This window comes from Caballeronia sp. GACF4, from assembly GCF_023631025.1.
Taxonomy (GTDB): domain Bacteria; phylum Pseudomonadota; class Gammaproteobacteria; order Burkholderiales; family Burkholderiaceae; genus Caballeronia.
Map to the genome: position 1 here is coordinate 185,168 of NZ_JALQDW010000005.1, position 16,726 is coordinate 201,893.

A 16,726-nucleotide genomic window follows, 5' to 3' on the forward strand; every position below is an offset into this window, starting at 1 on the left:
CGCCGGGCGCCGCGCGAAAAAAAAGACCGGTCAAGGGCACCGGTCTTCTTGCTCCGACTGAACGCACGAATGCGTTACCGCATGGCCTCAGCGGTCAGCCAGAGCGATTCCTTCAGGTCCTGCTCGTTGAGATTGCGCCCTTCCCCGCCGCGATCGACGACGATGAAATCGCTGACCTTGTCGAGCGCGAGCAGCGGATGATGCCAGACGCCCTTCGCATAGTTCACGCCTTGCCAGCCCTTCGTGACGAACGCGCGAATCTTCGATTCGTCCAGCTCGCCCGCCGGCGCGACGACGACGAGATACGTGCGGTCGTCGAGCGGCAGGAATGCCTGGCTGCCCAGCGGATGCCGTTCCATCATCTTCACTTCGAAAGGCAGCGTGCGCGGCTGCCCGCGAAACAGATTGACGAGCGTATGGCCGCCTTCATCCGTCACATCGACGCGGCACAGATCGTGAAACCGGATCGTCGTGCCGAGGTTGATCGGAATCTCTTTCGCGCCATCGAGTTCGATGACATCGCCGAAAGGCTCGAACGCAGCGCGCGTCAACGGTTCGATAGCGAGCTTCTTCATCATGCAAGCGTTCCGAAAAGACGCAGACGCGATACGCCGCCGTCCGGGAAAATATTGAAGCGCACGTGCGTCACGGGGCCGAGCGCCGCGAGCTCCGATTCGAAGAAATGCTGCTTGTCCATCGCAAGCTTTTGCTCGCCGAGAAGGACCGGCCAGAACATCGCTTGCGTGACGAGCGAGCTGTCCGTGCCGCCCTTCACGTTGGCTGCCTGCAGCGAGCAGCGATCCGGAAAATTGCCCTTGAAGTGCGCGGTATCCACTTCGACTTTCTTGATGATGCCAGGCTGCGCCAGCGCGACGATACACCAGTCGTTGCCAGGTTCGCGGCGGCGGCGCGTTTCCCAGCCGTCGCCCATGTTGACGCCGCGGCCGGGCATCAGCAACGTGGAAGCGAGCCCGAAATGCTGGTTGTTCGTGCCGACGAGATACGCGCCGTTTTCCATCGCAGCCAGATCGAACAACTGATTGCGATCCGCATTGCGCCAGTCGAGTTGCGGCTGACCATAAACACGCAATCGCGCGATGCCGCCATCCGGGTAGACATTCACACGCAAATGCGTGAACGGCTGCTCGACGGCCACATCCAGATAGTGATGGCTATTGCCCTGCAAGGTCGTCGACGGCACGATTTCCGTCCATTGGGTCGACTGATTCGGCGCACCGTCCGTGACCTGCGCACCTTCAATCGATGCCGCCGGCGGGAAGTTGCCCGTAAAGTGGCTCGTATCCAGATCGATGCCCTTGATCACGCCCGGACGCGCGAGCTTGACCACGCACCAGTCGTAGCCGGTCGTGCGCTTGCGGCGCGTTTCCCAGCCGTCCATCCACTTGCCGTGATCGTCGAACTTGCCGGGGATGAACACGGCGGGCTCGGGGTTCAGCATGCGTTCTTTCGGCGCGAAGAAATCGTCGCTCGCCTCCAGTGCCTGCGCGCCCAGACGCGGGTCCGCGAGATTCACATAACGGCGCGTGAATTCGGGCGCGTTGGGATCGAGTGTCGGAATTGCCATTGTCTTCATCCTTGTCTTTACGGTGAAATGCGGATCAGTGCTGGATCAGGTCGTCTAGCCTGAAACGCGCGATCCGGTAAATCTGATCGAGACTCGCGCGAAGCTCCTCGGCGCGCTCGTGCTGCACACGCTTTTCGAAGTTCGCGATGATGCCGTGGCGGTCGTAACCCCTCACGGCGAGAATGAACGGAAAGCCGAACTTCTGACCGTAATGCTGGTTCAGCGACTGCAGGCGGTCGAACTCGTCCTGCGTGCAGAGATCGAGACCCGCGCCGCTTTGCTCGCGCGTGGATTCTGCGGTCAGTTCGCCGCGCACCGCCGCCTTGCCCGCGAGTTCCGGGTGAGCGTTGATGAGCGCGAGCTGCTTCTCCTCGCCCGCCGTTTCGACGGCTTGCGACATGGTCGCGTGCAGGCTGTCGATGTCGGCGAACGGGCGCTTTGCCGCCGCGATTTCCGCAACCCACGGCGAATGTTCGAAGATGCCTGCGAGCACCGTCACGAAAGTGTCGGCGGGCATGGAGTTGAGTTGGTCGAGTGTGTATTGCATCGCCTTCATGCCGCCGTCCCGTTTGCTTGTTGATGAGGATGATGCTCGCGCCAGTGCTTCGCGATATCGACCCGCCGCGAGACCCACACGCGGTCGTGTTTCTCGATGTGATCGAGAAACTTCTGCAGGCCGCGGAAGCGCCCCGGGCGTCCGAGCAGCCTGCAGTGCATGCCGATGGAAAGCATCTTCGGCGCTTCTTCGCCCTCTTCGTACAGAACGTCGAAGGCATCGCGCAGATACGTGAAAAAGTGTTCGCCCGTATTGAAGCCTTGCGGCGTGGCGAAGCGCATGTCGTTGGTGTCGAGCGTGTACGGCACGATCAGATGCGGCTTCTTCTCGCCGCCCGTGACCTCGACTTCGGTCCAGAACGGGAGGTCGTCGCCGTAATAGTCCGAGTCGTAGAGAAAGCCGCCGTATTCCGCCACCAGCCGATGCGTGTTCGGGCTATCGCGGCCCGTGTACCAGCCAAGCGGACGCACGCCGGTGACACGCTCGATGGCTTCCATGCCGAGGCGCATATGCTCGGCTTCGCGCTCGGGCGACATGTCCTGATAGTGAATCCAGCGATAGCCGTGGCAGGCGATCTCATGCCCCAGTTCGACGAAAGCCCTGGAAAGCTCCGGATGCCGCTCCATGGCCATGCCGACGCCGAAGATGGTGAGCGGCAACCCGCGCTTTTCGAATTCGCGCAGAATGCGCCACACGCCTGCGCGCGAGCCGTATTCGTAGATCGATTCCATGCTCATGTGACGCGACGGATACGCTGCCGCGCCCACGATTTCCGACAGAAACTGCTCCGAGCCCGGATCGCCATGCAACACGCAGTTTTCGCCGCCTTCCTCGTAATTGAGCACGAACTGCACGGCGACGCGCGCGCGCCCCGGCCAGTTCGCCTGCACGGGATGGCGGCCGTAGCCGATCAGGTCGCGGGGGTAGTTCGGATCGTGTGACATGGCGAGGGATAGTGTCGATGGGCAAAAAATGCGTCGAATCAACGATTCTGCGGTGTTTCAGTGTAACGAAAAGCCCCGGACGCGCCCATACAGCGGCGCAGATAATCCGGGTCACGGCAGGTGTATGTAGATCGGCGTTTTTTCTATCAGCGCGGGCTGAAATCCGACAGCACGCCGTCGTAGCGCTTGGCGAGCGGGCGGGCGAAGTCGCCGCGTTTGGCCGTATGGAGCTTGAGCGCGACGAGCGCTTCCGCCCATTTCACGGCCGCCGTCACGCCTTCGACGACCGGTGCACCGATCGCATCCTCGACTTCGCGGCAGAACTCGGCCATGCCCGCGCAGCCGAGAACGATGGCGTCCGAGCCGTCTTCGTCGAGTGCGCGCCGGCATTCTTCGATGATCGTCTGGCGCGCGGCCGAACCGGGCTCGTCGAGTTCGAGCACGGCGACATCGGTGGCGCGCACGTTCTTGCAGAAGCGTGTCATGCCGTATCGCTCCGCGAGATGCCAGGCCATGCCGCAGGTGCGCTGCAACGTCGTCACGACCGAGAAGCCCGGTGCGATCACGCTCGCGGCATGCATGGCGGCTTCCGCGATACCGATCACCGGGCCGCGCGCAAGTTCGCGTGCTGCATACAGCGCGGGGTCGCCGAAGCAGGCGATCACATAACCGTCGATACCCTGCCGCTCACCCGCTTCCACTTCGGCGAGAAGTCCGAGCGAGGCGACGGATTCGTCGTAATAGCCTTCGATGGAAGGCGGGCCCATCGTCGGACTGACCGCGATGATCTCCGTGCCGGGCGCGGCGACTTCGCGGGCGCAACGGCCCATGGCGTCGGTCATGCGCTGGGTGGTGTTGGGGTTGATCAGTTTGATGCGCATTGCGGTTCTCCTTGCTGCTTCTGGCTTGCTGCGGTTCTAAGGCTTTGCATCTTGCATCTTGCATCTTGCATGCCTTCGGATGGGATGCGGTCTTTTGCATGCCATCCGAAGGCGTATGGTCTTTTGCATGCTTCGATTGCTTCGATTGCTTCGCTCGCGGTTTCGACGCTTTGCATCTCGCGTTTCGCATGCCTTCGGTTAGGGTGCGGTATTTGCATGCCGCCCGCTGGCATCCGGCATTGGTCCTTTAGATGCAGTCGGCCGGCGTACAGTCCTCTGCATGCTTCGCTTGCTGCGCTCGCGGTTCTGCGTCTTGCGTCTTGCGTCTTGCGTCTTGCGTCTTGCGTCTTGCGTCTTGCGTCTTGCGTCTTGCGTCTTGCAGGCCTTCGGATGGCATACGGTCTTTTGCATACCACCCGCTGACATCTTGTCTTTTGCATGCAGCCGGCCGACATACACCATTTGCATGCCGGCCGCCCGCCATCGCAACACGCCCCTTAAACCCGTTTCCGATCTGCCAACACGTAATAAAACACCGCCGCCAATCCCGCGCCGATGAACCACGAAAAGTTCGCGGAGCTTTCCAGCGACGGCAGCATCACACAAAGAATCGCGATCACCGCAGCGGGCAACAACGCCATCACCGCGCGGCGATTCACGCCCTTCGTGTACCAGTATCGACCGCTCTCTGAAGTCGTGTAGAGGTCATCGACCACGAGTTTGCCGCGCTTCATCAAATAGAAATCCACGATCAGGACGCCATAAAGCGGCCCGATGAAGCTGCCGAGAATATCCAGCGTGTAATGAATCACGGCCGGATTGTTGAACAGGTTCCAGGGCGTGATGAAAATCGATGCCGTCGCGGCCATCATCCCGCCTGCGCGCCAGCTAATCAGACGCGGCGCCACGTTCGAAAAGTCGAACGCCGGCGACACGAAGTTCGCCACGATATTGATGCCGATGGTCGCAATCGTGAACGTCAGCGCGCCGAGAATCACAGCCGTCGGATGATCGATACGGCCAACCGTTTCCACCGGATCGGTGATCAATTGTCCGAACACCGGCAGCGTCGCGGCAGTCGTGACGACGGTCACGAGCGAGAACGCCAGGAAGTTGACCGGCAAGCCCCAGAAATTGCCGCGCTTCACGCTGCGAAAGCTCTTGCAATAGCGCGAGAAGTCGCCGAAGTTCAGCATCGGACCGGAGAAGTAGGAGACCACCAGCGAGATCGCGGTGATCATCACCGGCACCACTTCCATGCCGTGATACTTCACGCCGCCCAGATTCAGCCCGATGTTCTGAATGCCCGCACGCCACACCATGTAGCCCGCAAGAATGAACATCACGACATACACAGCCGGGCCGGCGAAGTCGATGAACTTCTTGATCATCTCCATGCCGCGCCAAAACACGATAGCCTGCAGCACCCACAGCAACATGAAGCCCGCCCAGCCGAGCGCGGACAGCCCGACGAAGCCATACCGATGCACATCCGCGTAAGGCATGAGCGAGGGCACGAATTTCAGCACGACGATAACCAGCGCGCTCGATGCCAGATAAGTTTGGATGCCGTACCACGCCACCGCGATCAGCCCGCGAATGACCGCCGGAATATTCGCGCCGAGCACGCCGAAGGTCGCGCGGCACGCAACCGGATACGGCACGCCCGCGACCTGACTTGGCTTCGCGATGAGATTGCACAACACGTTGACGAGCCCGATGCCGATCAACAACGACACGAGCACTTGCCAGCTCGTGAGGCCGAGCGCGAACAGACTGCCCGCGAAAACATAACCGCCGACGCTATGCACGTCCGACATCCAGAAAGCGAAGATGTTGTACGCGCCCCAGGTCTGATTTTTTAGCGGAGCGAGGTCTTCGTTATAGAGCCGGTCGCTATAACCGGCAGGCATACCAGAATGGTCGCCGTCTCCTTGAAACTCGCTTTCGTACGGCGGCAGAGCTGAGCTGCCGGATGCACTGAACTGGCCCATGACGTCTCCTTCGATAGGCGGCTTGCGTGATGAAAAAAGGCAAATGCTCGTGCGTGACTGAGATCAGTCGGATACCTTCGCCGGCCTTCGGATTTCACTCGGGCTCTGACGCGGTACTCTTGGGATTTGCTGGTTCGCCGGGAGCGTGATGACAAAAACGCGCGGGCACTTGCCTTCGCGCCTGCCGCCACGGCGATTTTCATTGCGCGCTCTTCTATTTCCCGAGCGGTCATTCAGTGCAGCATGACGCGCGTTGGATGGCGCGTGCATTGCAGATTTAAGGCGTTGCTTGCTACCGGTCGACAGGGTCGACAGCGTCGAGAATCGGCGCGCTTTCGGCCGGCCGCGCAAAGACTTCTTTCAGATCGACCGCGCCGCGCGCTGGCCGCTCCAACATTTTCAATTCGACATCGCGCAGATGCTGCGCCATCAGATTCGCGGCTTTCGCGGCATCGCCGGCGTCGAGTGCGGCGAGAATCGCTTCGTGATCTTCGAACGAGCAAGAACTCCTGCCGAGCGATTCATACAGCGCCGAGATCAGCGTCGAGCGTGCAACGAGTCCGGACAGACATTCGCACAGCACGGTGTTGCCGGTGAGTGCGGCGAGCTCCGTGTGAAACTCGCCGGAAAGGCGAATCCATTGCGAAAAGTCCCGGCTCTCGAACGCACGCCGCTCCCGCCCGATAGTCGTGCTGATCGACTTGAGCCGACGCATGCCGTGCCCCTTGCCGATGCGCTCCACCACCGCCAGTTCGATGATGCGTCGCATCTCGAACACCTCATGCACTTCCTGCAGCGACGGACTCGCGACGAAGGCGCCGCGGTTCGGCTCCAGATCGACCAGTCGCTCGTTCGCGAGTTGCGCGAGCGCCTGACGTACCGTGCCGCGTTTCACATCGAACACTTCGCATAACTGCGCTTCGGTCAGCTTGGCCCCAGGCGCAAGCCGATGCTCGAGGATCGCGGCGCGGATGTTCTCGGCGATCGACTCGGCATTCGCTCCGCCATTCAGATTCGAAGCGATCGATGCTGCACTCGGTTTGGGTTCGGACATGATGTGCTCGCTTGCATGTTGACCATCTTAGAATCGACATAAAGATTGTCAACAATTTGTTGTAAAAAGCCGCGATGAATCGGGCATACAGGGACGACCCATTGTTCGCACAGCCTTTTCCCACGGGCCTGAGCGAGGATTCATCGACGTTTTGTCAGCATTGTTTGCACTTTTTTGTCGACAATTGAGCACGGGAAGTGAGCCGATATTAACTCGCGTGGAAATATAGGAAAGACAGTTAGTTGCGATGCGCGAAGAAAAGAAAGGCGCTATGACAAGCGCCCTCGTTCCCCGATCAAACCAGATGCGGATAATCGGACATCGTCAACTTGAACCCGCGCTCGTTCGATACGAGATGCGCCGACGCGCCGAACGGCAACGTAAGCAGGTTATCGACGTGTCCGAACTGCAAGCCGGTGACGACGGGAATTCCCGTTACTGCCCTCACCTGATCGATCATCGCGTCGAGTGAATAGCCGTTGTCGTATTCGGACAAGCGTCCACCCGAGAACTCGCCCATCACGATAGCCTGCTGCCGCCCAAGCACGCCCGACTGATGCAACTGATAAATCATCCGTTCAATGCGAAACGGATGTTCGTTCACATCCTCGATGAACAGAATGCCGCCCTCGACCGGCGGCAAATACGGCGTACCGACCAGCGACGCAAGTATGGCCAGATTGCCGCCCCACAACATGCCGCTCACATCGACGGATTGATGCTGCGGTTCATGACTCGTCACGGTCAGCGTGGGATGCGAGATCGCCTGCCAGAAATGCGTCATCGTGAAAATGCTCAGATGCTCCGCGCCGAAGTCGCCCGCGAACATGGGACCGCCGAAGGTCTTGACGCCCGCTTGCGCAAAAAGCGCGCATTGGATGGCGGTGAAATCGCTATGGCCGACGAGCGCGACAGGTTGATCGCGTAGCCTGTCGCGCAAGCCGTCGTAATCCAGACCATGAAGAATGCGCGACGCGCCATAGCCGCCGCGCACCGCGAGCACCACGTCCGGCAAACGACGCGACGGATCGGCGAGCCGGTTCAAATCGGCCGCGCGCTCGCTGTCGGTGCCGCCAAAACGCTGGAAACGGCGCCGCGTGGCATCGATGTTTTCAAGCTTGTGCCCTTGAGCTTTCAACCTGCCGATGCCGCGCTCGACAGCCGCCGGATCGTTCGGATAGCCCGAAGGCGCGATCAGATCGATGGTGCGTGATTTCACGTTTATCAGTTCGTTTTGTTGGTGGAAACGGCGAACTCGCCGCCCTGCCCGGCTTCTCGCGCGCGCCGCAAATCGCGTTCTTCGCGCGCCAGACGCCTTCGTTCCGCAAAGAAGTTCTTGAGCGACCGGCCGCATTCGTCCGCAAGCACGCCGCCTGTCACGCTGGTGTGATGATTGAGCCGCTCGTTGGCGAACACGTCGACCACGCTGCCGCATGCGCCCGTTTTGGGATCGGCCGCACCGAACACCACGCGTGCGATCCGAGCATGCATGATAGCGCCCGCGCACATGAGGCACGGCTCGAGCGTGACATAAAGCTCGCAGCCCGGCAGCCGGTAGTTTTCGAGCGATTGCGCCGCCGCCCGCAAAGCGGCCATTTCGGCGTGCGCGGACGGGTCATGTCCGCCAATGGGATGATTGAAGCCCGTCGCGATGACTTCATCGCCACGAACGATGACCGCGCCCACGGGCACTTCGCCCGCGCGGCGCGCTTCGTCGGCGGCTTGTTGCGCGAGCGCCATGAAGCGGCGATCGCGTTCGTCGGAGGAATCGACGGATGCGGTGGAAAAGGAAGCGTCGGAAAGGTCGGGAAGATCGGGCGACAAGATCAGCCCATCTCGCTGCGGCCCTGAGCGCGCTCGGACAGCCGCTCGGCAATGCGCCGCCTGTATTCATGCGGCACGCAACCGCCGCCGCGCAAGGATTCGAGCGCCATGTCGAGCGCGAGCATCTTCACCTGAATACGGCAGCGCGCGGCCGGGTCGGTCACGCGGTCCAGCTCGTCCTGAAGCCCGCGCAATGCGCGCAGCTGTTCGACGGCTGGCGGGACAAAACCCGCGTTCTTGAGAATACGATTGGCGACGCGCACTTCCTCCGGCACGAGGAGATCGTCGTCCAAGGCGAGGGGCTCGCCTGCGCCGGGAAGATCGTTGAATTCGCCGCGCGAGGCGGCTTCGTTGATCCGCTGTTCGACCAAAGCATCTAGCAATTTCATCGGGGGATTCGACCGGCTCTCACTGGTTGGCGGGCGCGGTCTGTCGCGATTTCCGTGGGTTAGCCTGAAGTCGGATGGCAGCCGGAAATACCACGCTTGAAGCGCTGTTCGGCAGATCCCGACAATCCAATTCCTATTCTAACAGCGGCTGGCACGCTGTTTTCATCGCGCGGCCAGAGCGCGATCGGGCTGCATTGTATACCGGCTTTATGCGTGCTTTTCGCCACATTCGATGGCGTCGTTTCGACGAATGTGCTTGCGCGTATAGCCTTCGGTCGCCCGCATGAGGCTGCGCGTGTATTCGTGCTTCACGTCGCGCGCGCGGACGGCTTCCACATCGAGTTGCTCGACGATCTCGCCATTTTTCATCACCGCGACGCGCTGACACAGAAAACCGACCACGGCGAGGTTGTGACTCACGAGCATCATCGTGAGCTTGCGCTCCGTGTGCAAGCGGCGCAGCAAGTTGAGGATTTCGGCTTGCACGGAGACATCCAGCGCGGACGTCGGTTCATCGAGCAAGAGCACGCGCGGACCCACGATCAACGCGCGCGCAATCGACACGCGCTGCCGCTGCCCGCCCGACAATTGATGCGGATACCGAAATCTGAACGCCGGTCCGAGCCCGACCTCGGCGAGCGCGGCCAAAATGCGCGCGTCTTCATCGCCGATACCGTTGATCGCGAGCGGCTCGCGCAAGGTCTTGTCGACCGTGAAGCGCGGATGCAGCGCCGCGTACGGGTCCTGAAACACCATCTGCGGACGGCTATCGCTGACTTGCAGGCTTCCGCTCGACAGTGGCACGAGGCCGGCAAGTGCGCGCAGCAAGGTCGACTTGCCGCTGCCCGATTCGCCGACGAGCCCGAACACCTCGCCCTCCTCCACGCGAAAAGTCACGTCGCGCACGGCATCGACGTGACCGGTCTTCGTGCGGAAACGAATGCTCGCGCGGCCGATATCGATCATCGTGCGCTGTCTCCTTCGAACGATTCCGTGAGCCACGCCGGATCGCGCCGCAAGGTCGGCAACTCCGCGGGTGGATCGACGAGCGGCGGATTGGCGGCCAGCAGCCCGCGCGTGTACGGATGCTTTGCGTGCGCGAGATCCGCCGCCGCGCATGTCTCGACGATCCGCCCGCCGTACATCACTGCCACGCGGTCGCAAAACGACATCACGAGCGGCAGGTCGTGGCTGATAAAAACGAGTCCTGTGTCGTGACGTTCGATCATCTCGTCGAGCACGGCAAGCACTTGCATGGAGACGAGCACGTCGAGCGCGCTGGTGGGTTCGTCGGCGATCAAGAGGCGCGGGCCGGCGAAGACCATCATTGCGATCATCACGCGCTGGCCCATGCCGCCCGACAGCTCTTGCGGATACGCATCCGCCACGCGCTCCGGGTCGCGGATATGCACCGCCGACAACGCCTCGACGATACGCGCGCGCATGGCCTTGCGGCCGAGGCGTTCGCCTTGCCGCGCGAAGGTTTCGCGCATTTGCTGCGCGACGGTCATGACCGGGTTCAACGAGAATTTCGGGTCTTGCAGAATCATGCTCATCTGCGTGCCGCATAAACGCCGGCGCTCGTTCGGCTTCATCGCGAGCAAGTCCTGGCCGTCGAAACGCAGGGCTTTCGCGGCCCAGTTCGCCCCTTGCGGCAAGAGACCGAGCAGCGCGCGGCCGGTAAGCGACTTGCCCGAACCGGATTCCCCGACGATACCCAACCGTTCGCCGCGCTCGACCGACAACGAGACGCCGCGCACGGCGGGCATTGGCACGCCGTCGTGGCTGGCGAAAGAAATATCGAGTCCATCGATCTCGCACAAGGACATGTCAGCCTCCGTGACGCGGATCGAAGACATCGCGCAAACCGTCGCCGAGCAGATTGAACGCCAGGCTCACGGCGAGAATGGCGAGGCCGGGAATAGTTGCGACCCACCATGCATCGAGCAGCACATTGCGGCCAGAGGCAACCATGTAACCCCATTCGGGACTCGGCGGCTGCGCGCCCAGCCCCAGAAATCCGAGCCCCGCGACCGCGAGGATGATGCCCGCCATGTCGAGCGTCGCGCGCACGATCACCGACGACGAACACAGCGGCACGATATAGCGCAACAGAATGCGCGCGGGCGACGCGCCCTGCAGACGCGCCGCGTGGATGAAGTCGGCCTGCGCGAGCCGCAGCGATTCGGCACGCGCGAGCCGCGCATACGGCGGCCACGCCGTGATCGAAATGGCGATGACCGCGTTGAGCACGCCCGGCCCGAGCGCCGCCGCAAACGCGAGCGCGAGCACGATCTTTGGAAACGCGAGCGCGACATCGGTAATGCGCATGAGCACGGTATCGACGAAACCGCCGCAATAACCCGCCACCGTGCCCATGAGCAAACCCACGGGTACGACGAGCACCACGACCAGCATGGCGATACTCAACGTGAGCCGCGAGCCGTGCACGAGCCTCGACAGGATGTCGCGGCCGAGCTGATCGGTGCCGAACCAGTGCGCGGCGTTGGGCGGCGTAAGGCGTTCGGCGAGCACTTGCTGCAACGGGTCGCGCGTGACGACGAGCGGCCCGAAGATCGCCACCACGACGAGCAGCACGAGTATCGCGAGACCGAACATGCTGAGCGGATTCGCCGAGAACGCGCGCCAGCGCCGATAAGCGCGCCCGAGCGCCGCCTGACGCGGCGACGCGGGCGTGTCGGTGAGCAACCACGCGCGCCAGTGCGCCCGCGCGGGATTCATCGGCGTGCGCTCGACGGGCGAATGCATCGACAAGCGTCCTCCATGTCAGCGTGCGCGCGGATCGAACACGCGGTAAAGCGCGTCGGTCAGCAAGTTAAGCGCAATGAACGTCGCGCCGATCACGAGCGTGCTGCCGAGCACCGCGTTCATGTCCGCGTTCAAAAGCGCGCCCGTCAGATACGAGCCGATGCCCGGCCACGCGAACACGATTTCTGTCAGCACCGAGCCTTCGAGCAGATAGCTGTACGCCAACGCGATCACCGTCAGCAACGGCACCGCGATATTGCCGAACGCGTGCCGCCAGATCACGCGCCGCTCGGACAAGCCCTTCGCGCGCGCGGTCGTCACGTATTCCTGGCTCAGTTGTTCGAGCATGAACGAGCGCGTCATGCGGCTCAGATAAGCGATGGAATAAAACGCCAGCACGCCCGCCGGCAACGCGATATGCGAGAACGCGTTCCTAAAAACGTCCCACTCGCCCGCGAGGAGCGAATCGATCAGCAGACTGCCGGTGCGCGTATCGACCATGCCGTCGTACATCGGGTCGATACGGCCCGGACCCGAAACCCAATGAAGGCGCGCATAGAACAGCAACAGACCCATCAGCGCGAGCCAGAATACGGGCACGGAACTGCCCGCGAGCCCGATGAAGCGCGCGATGTGGTCGACCATGCGGTTGTGCTTCACGGCCGCAATCACGCCGAGCGGCACGCCGATGCAAACGCCGATGAAAGTCGAGAGCGTCGCCAGTTCGAGCGTCGCGGGAAACACGCGTTTGATGTCGTCGATGACGGGATTCGCCGTCAAGAGCGACACGCCCAGATTGCCGTGCAGGACATCGCGCGCGTAGATCATGAACTGCTCGATGAGCGGCTTGTCGAGCCCGAGCTGCAAACGCGCCGCCGCATACGCCGCCGCCGATGCGCGGTCGCCGAGAATGGCAAGCACGGGATCGATGGGAATCTTGCGGCCGATGAAGAACGTGATCGCAAGCAGCCCGGTGAATGTTACCGCGAGCATGATGATCCAGCGCACGAGTGCAAGCACGAAGCGCACGCCCCTTCGCCGGCCGCTCGCGGCGCGCATTCGGTCGAAAAACGTGGGCGTGACGGACATTCGCAGGCTGCTTCGCTGGTTATTGCTTTTTGATGTCTTTGTAAGAGACGAGATCGTTGATCGGCCCAACTTCCAGCCCGCTCACGCCCGGCCGCGCCGCCACCTGCGACACCTTCTGGAACATGATGACGAAGGGCGACTTCGCGAGCACTTCGCGCTGCATGGTCTCGTAGCTCTGCGCGCGCTTTTTCGTATCGCTTTCGGCGAGCGCGGCGTTCGTTTCCTTCGTCAGTTGCGCAATGTCCCAGGCGTTGCGCCACGCAAGCATTTTGTAGCTCGACGCATCCGAGTTGTCCGGATTCCACACGAAGCCCTGCGCGTTGCTATGCGGATCGATATAGTCCGCCGACCATTCGCCGATATAGATGTCATGCGCACGCGCCCGGTAGCGCCCGAGCGTCTGCTTGTTGTCGCTCGGCATGAGTTGAACCTTGATGTTGGCAAGCGCGAGGTTCGCCTGCACCGCCTGCGCAATCTCGCTGTATGGATAGTCGTTGCGCACGTCCATCTTCACGGTGAAGCCATTCGCAAGACCGGCCTTGGCCAGCAACGCCTTGGCCTTCGCGACATCCTGGTGATACGGATTGTCATTGAGCGCGCCCAGGAATCCCTCGGGCAGGAAGGTTTCGTGCACCTTGTACGTCGTGCGGATGACGTTCTTCTGAATGCCCTGATAGTCGATCAGCCACTTCATCGCCTCCCAGACTTCGGGCTTCGCCAAATTCGGATTCTTGTTGTTGAGGCCGAGATACATGAGCGTTGCCTGCGGCACGGCGTTCACCTTGATCTTGCCGGCCTTGGCAAGCGTGTCGAGGTCGTCGGGGCTCAGATCGCGTGCCACGTCGATGTCGCCGTTCTCGATCATCAGACGCTGGCTCGCCGCTTCGGTCACATGGCGCAGCACGATGCGCTTCATGGCAAGCGGCGCGCGATACCCGTCGAAACGTTGCAATACGATGCTGTCGTTGGCCGTCCACTTCACGAGCTTGTACGCGCCCGAACCGGCCTCGTTCGTCTTGAGCCATTCGTTGCCGTAGTCGCTGCCCTTCTGATGCGATTCGAGCAGCTTGCGATCCACCACCGACGCCGGCCACGAGCCGAGCACGTTCAGCACGAAAGTCGGCGCGTAGCGTTGATCGGTGGTTATGGCGACGGTCGTATCGTCGATCTTCTTCACGTTCTGCAGCGCGTTGGCCTTCGTGAGCCCGATGCCCGCAAGCACGGCGGCCGCGCCCTTGTCCAGCAACGCGGTGCGCTGGATGGACCAGGCGACGTCGTCGGCGGAAAGCGGATTTCCCGAATGGAACTTGAGGCCGGGGCGAATCTTGAACGTGAACGTCAGACCGTCCTGACTGACCGACCACGACTGCGCGACGTCGCCGTTGAACTTCGACGGGTCTTTCAGATCGACGCGCACCAGCCGGTCGTACGTGTTCGCGACGTATTCCTCGGGCACGAGTTCGTAGATTTCGCCGGGATCGAGCGAGGTGAACTCGTCGAGCAGCGTTGCCATGACGAACATGTCCTTTGGCGTGGCGGCCTGCGCGAGTGTCAGTGTTCCCGCGCCCGCCAAAACCAGAGCCGTTGCCAGTGCCGCCGCGACTGCCTTGCGCAAGACCATATGCTTTTCCGTTCGAAGTGAGGTTGGGTTCACATCAGCCGCAACGGGCCGCTTTCTTCGTTGTCGATGAGAGCAAGTTCGCGCGAGCCCGGCAATTCGTAATGCCACCACTCGCTGGGAATATGCGCGAAGCCCGCGCCGTGCATCACGCCGAGCAGCAGCGTGCGGTTGTGCTGTACGTGCCTCGGCAAACCCGCGTGAAAGTGCGCGGACTCGGGGACCATTGCGTCGAAGCCCGTGCCCATGTCGAGCTCGCTGCCGTTTTCATCGACGAGCGTGAGGTCTACTGCCGTGCCGCGGCTGTGATTCGAGCCGCGCTTGAGATCGGCGATGAAGGTCGGGTCGGGCAGAAAGTCCCAGAGCACCTGCTGCGCTTGCGGCGGCCGATAGGCGTCGAAAATCTTGAGCGTCATGCCGAAGCTTTGCGCAATGGCGACCGCGCGGCGCAAGGCCGCCTCGGCGGGTTCGAGCAGCAGACAATGCTGCGCTTTGTAGATGGGTTTGCCGGTGAGATTGCGATCGGTCGCGTAGACGAGATCGATCTCCACCTGATGCGTCCGTGGCGTGATGTGCAGCAAGGAGAATCGAGTCATGTTTCTGGATGCGGGAGCTGCGGTCCGTTTCATTCCGATAGACGAACCTTAACCCGATAGAAAAATCCGCGAAACTGTTTGTTTGGGTGGTTTTGTTTCGGCCGACGGGTTGGGTCAGGCGAGCAAGCGCCACCGGGCGAGCATCTCACCCCAACGCCTTCTCCAACGCCCTTTCCACGTCCGCCCTCAGATCGCTCTCGCACTCCAGCCCGATATAAAGCCGCACCAGCACGCCCTCATGCGGCCACTTCGACGCCGTGCGCATCGACCGGATGTCGTAGGGCATCGCGAGGCTGTGCGCCCCGCCCCAGCTCCAGCCGATGGAAAAAAGCTCGAGCGCCTCGACGAACGCATCGACTTGCGCCGCGCCATGGCGCGCGTCGAACACGAACGAAAACAAACCGCCCGCGCCGCCCGAAAAGTCCCGCTTAAAGAACTCGTGGCCAGGACAATCGTCCAGCGCCGGATGCAGCACCGCCGCGACTTCCGGGCGCGTCTTCAGCCATTTCGCCAAAGCAAGCGCGGAACGGTCATGGGCCTCGTAGCGCAGTTGCATCGTCGGCAAGCTGCGCAACACGAGCGATGCGTCGTCGGACGACACACCCACGCCCACCCGCATGCGCGCGCGCTTGAGCTTCTTATGCAGCTCGAAATCGCGAACGATGGTCGCGCCCATCAGAATGTCGCTGCCGCCCGACTGATACTTCGTCAGCGCCTGCACCGAGATATCGACGCCATGTTCGAACGGCTTGAACGCGAGCCCCGCCGAATACGTGTTGTCGATCGCCGTCACGATGCCGCGCGCGCGCGCCACGGCAACCATGACCGGCACGTCCTGAACTTCCATCGTCACCGAGCCGGGCGCTTCGAGCCAGATGAGCTTCGTGTTGTCACGGATGTCATCGGCAATGCCCGCGCCCTTCATCGGATCGTAGTAGGTCACCTCCACGCCGAAGTCGCTCGCGAGCCAGTCTGCGTGATCGCGATTCGGTCCATACACGTTGTCCGGCACGAGCACGTGATCGCCCGACTTCACCAACGCGAAGTACACGTTCGAAATGGCCGCGAGCCCGGACGGTTGCAACAGTGCGTGCTCGCCGCCTTCGATCGTCGCAAGCCGCTGCGCAAGCGCGACCGTCGTAGGCGTGCCGTGCAGCCCGTAGCGCCATTTCGAATCGTCACTCCAGACGAGTTCGCGCATGGTGGCGAGGTCCGGAAACACCACGGTCGAGGCGCGCGTAACCGGCACTGAAAAGGACTCGAAGCCCGGCGTGATGCGGTCATCTGGCTGGACGATACGGGTTTGCAGGTCGCGTTCGGAGTTGCTTGAATCGGTCATGTCGAAGCAGAGTTGGGTGGTTGATGCGCGGGAGTGTCGCTAACGTTCGGCCGAGGAATAGAAGTGGGAAGGTTCGCGATGGGCGTCG

17 protein-coding genes are annotated in these 16,726 nt (G+C 62.0%); all 17 read right to left on the reverse strand.

Annotated elements, in window-relative coordinates:
* Positions 1-74: 74 nt before the first annotated feature.
* The gene (locus tag NCR40_RS07045) at positions 75-575 is read right to left on the reverse strand and encodes an ureidoglycolate lyase (RefSeq protein ID WP_244828042.1); all 501 of its coding nucleotides are present in this window, start codon (positions 573-575) and stop codon (positions 75-77) included.
* A complete protein-coding gene (gene alc / locus NCR40_RS07050) occupies positions 575-1,585 on the reverse strand; it encodes an allantoicase (protein ID WP_250509072.1) in 1,011 nt (336 codons plus the stop codon). The genes NCR40_RS07045 and alc overlap by 1 nt, the downstream gene beginning before the upstream one ends.
* Positions 1,586-1,619: 34 nt before the next feature.
* On the reverse strand, positions 1,620-2,141 hold the full coding sequence (gene uraD, locus NCR40_RS07055; RefSeq protein WP_250509073.1) for a 2-oxo-4-hydroxy-4-carboxy-5-ureidoimidazoline decarboxylase: 522 nt from the start codon (positions 2,139-2,141) through the stop codon (positions 1,620-1,622).
* Positions 2,138-3,085 (reverse strand): allantoinase PuuE, encoded by a 948-nt coding sequence (gene puuE, locus NCR40_RS07060; protein WP_250509074.1) that lies wholly within the window; start codon positions 3,083-3,085, stop codon positions 2,138-2,140. Before puuE ends, uraD begins: the two co-directional genes overlap by 4 nt.
* Positions 3,086-3,231: 146 nt before the next feature.
* Positions 3,232-3,966, reverse strand: coding sequence for an aspartate/glutamate racemase family protein (locus NCR40_RS07065; protein WP_250509075.1), 735 nt, complete (start codon positions 3,964-3,966; stop codon positions 3,232-3,234).
* 497 nt (positions 3,967-4,463) lie between these two features.
* A complete protein-coding gene (locus tag NCR40_RS07070; RefSeq protein WP_244825303.1) occupies positions 4,464-5,960 on the reverse strand; it encodes an NCS1 family nucleobase:cation symporter-1 in 1,497 nt (498 codons plus the stop codon).
* Positions 5,961-6,252: 292 nt separating this feature from the next.
* Positions 6,253-7,014 carry a GntR family transcriptional regulator gene (locus NCR40_RS07075; RefSeq protein WP_250509076.1) on the reverse strand — a complete coding sequence of 254 codons (762 nt, stop codon included), beginning with the start codon at positions 7,012-7,014 and terminating at the stop codon, positions 6,253-6,255.
* Between the two features lie 295 nt (positions 7,015-7,309).
* Complete coding sequence (gene ldcA / locus NCR40_RS07080; protein ID WP_250509077.1) at positions 7,310-8,233, reverse strand: muramoyltetrapeptide carboxypeptidase; 924 nt, start codon at positions 8,231-8,233, stop codon at positions 7,310-7,312.
* A gap of 5 nt (positions 8,234-8,238) precedes the next feature.
* Positions 8,239-8,844, reverse strand: a complete 606-nt coding sequence (gene tadA, locus NCR40_RS07085) for a tRNA adenosine(34) deaminase TadA (protein WP_502800975.1) — start codon at positions 8,842-8,844, stop codon at positions 8,239-8,241.
* Positions 8,841-9,227: a DnaJ family domain-containing protein gene (locus NCR40_RS07090; RefSeq protein ID WP_250509079.1), complete on the reverse strand. Its 387-nt coding sequence runs from the start codon at positions 9,225-9,227 to the stop codon at positions 8,841-8,843. The genes tadA and NCR40_RS07090 overlap by 4 nt, the downstream gene beginning before the upstream one ends.
* Positions 9,228-9,434: 207 nt before the next feature.
* Positions 9,435-10,193, reverse strand: a complete 759-nt coding sequence (locus tag NCR40_RS07095) for an ABC transporter ATP-binding protein (protein WP_250509080.1) — start codon at positions 10,191-10,193, stop codon at positions 9,435-9,437.
* A complete protein-coding gene (locus NCR40_RS07100; RefSeq protein ID WP_409015324.1) occupies positions 10,190-11,056 on the reverse strand; it encodes an ABC transporter ATP-binding protein in 867 nt (288 codons plus the stop codon). Before NCR40_RS07100 ends, NCR40_RS07095 begins: the two co-directional genes overlap by 4 nt.
* Position 11,057: 1 nt before the next feature.
* Positions 11,058-11,969 (reverse strand): nickel transporter permease, encoded by a 912-nt coding sequence (nikC, locus tag NCR40_RS07105; protein WP_250509140.1) that lies wholly within the window; start codon positions 11,967-11,969, stop codon positions 11,058-11,060.
* A 45-nt stretch (positions 11,970-12,014) separates the two neighbouring features.
* Positions 12,015-13,085 (reverse strand): ABC transporter permease, encoded by a 1,071-nt coding sequence (locus NCR40_RS07110; RefSeq protein ID WP_250509082.1) that lies wholly within the window; start codon positions 13,083-13,085, stop codon positions 12,015-12,017.
* 19 nt (positions 13,086-13,104) lie between these two features.
* A complete protein-coding gene (locus NCR40_RS07115) occupies positions 13,105-14,706 on the reverse strand; it encodes an ABC transporter substrate-binding protein (protein WP_250464935.1) in 1,602 nt (533 codons plus the stop codon).
* 29 nt (positions 14,707-14,735) lie between these two features.
* Positions 14,736-15,299, reverse strand: coding sequence for a D-alanyl-D-alanine dipeptidase (gene ddpX, locus NCR40_RS07120; protein WP_250492314.1), 564 nt, complete (start codon positions 15,297-15,299; stop codon positions 14,736-14,738).
* A 145-nt stretch (positions 15,300-15,444) separates the two neighbouring features.
* Positions 15,445-16,638 (reverse strand): cystathionine beta-lyase, encoded by a 1,194-nt coding sequence (locus NCR40_RS07125; RefSeq protein ID WP_250509083.1) that lies wholly within the window; start codon positions 16,636-16,638, stop codon positions 15,445-15,447.
* Positions 16,639-16,726: the final 88 nt, after the last annotated feature.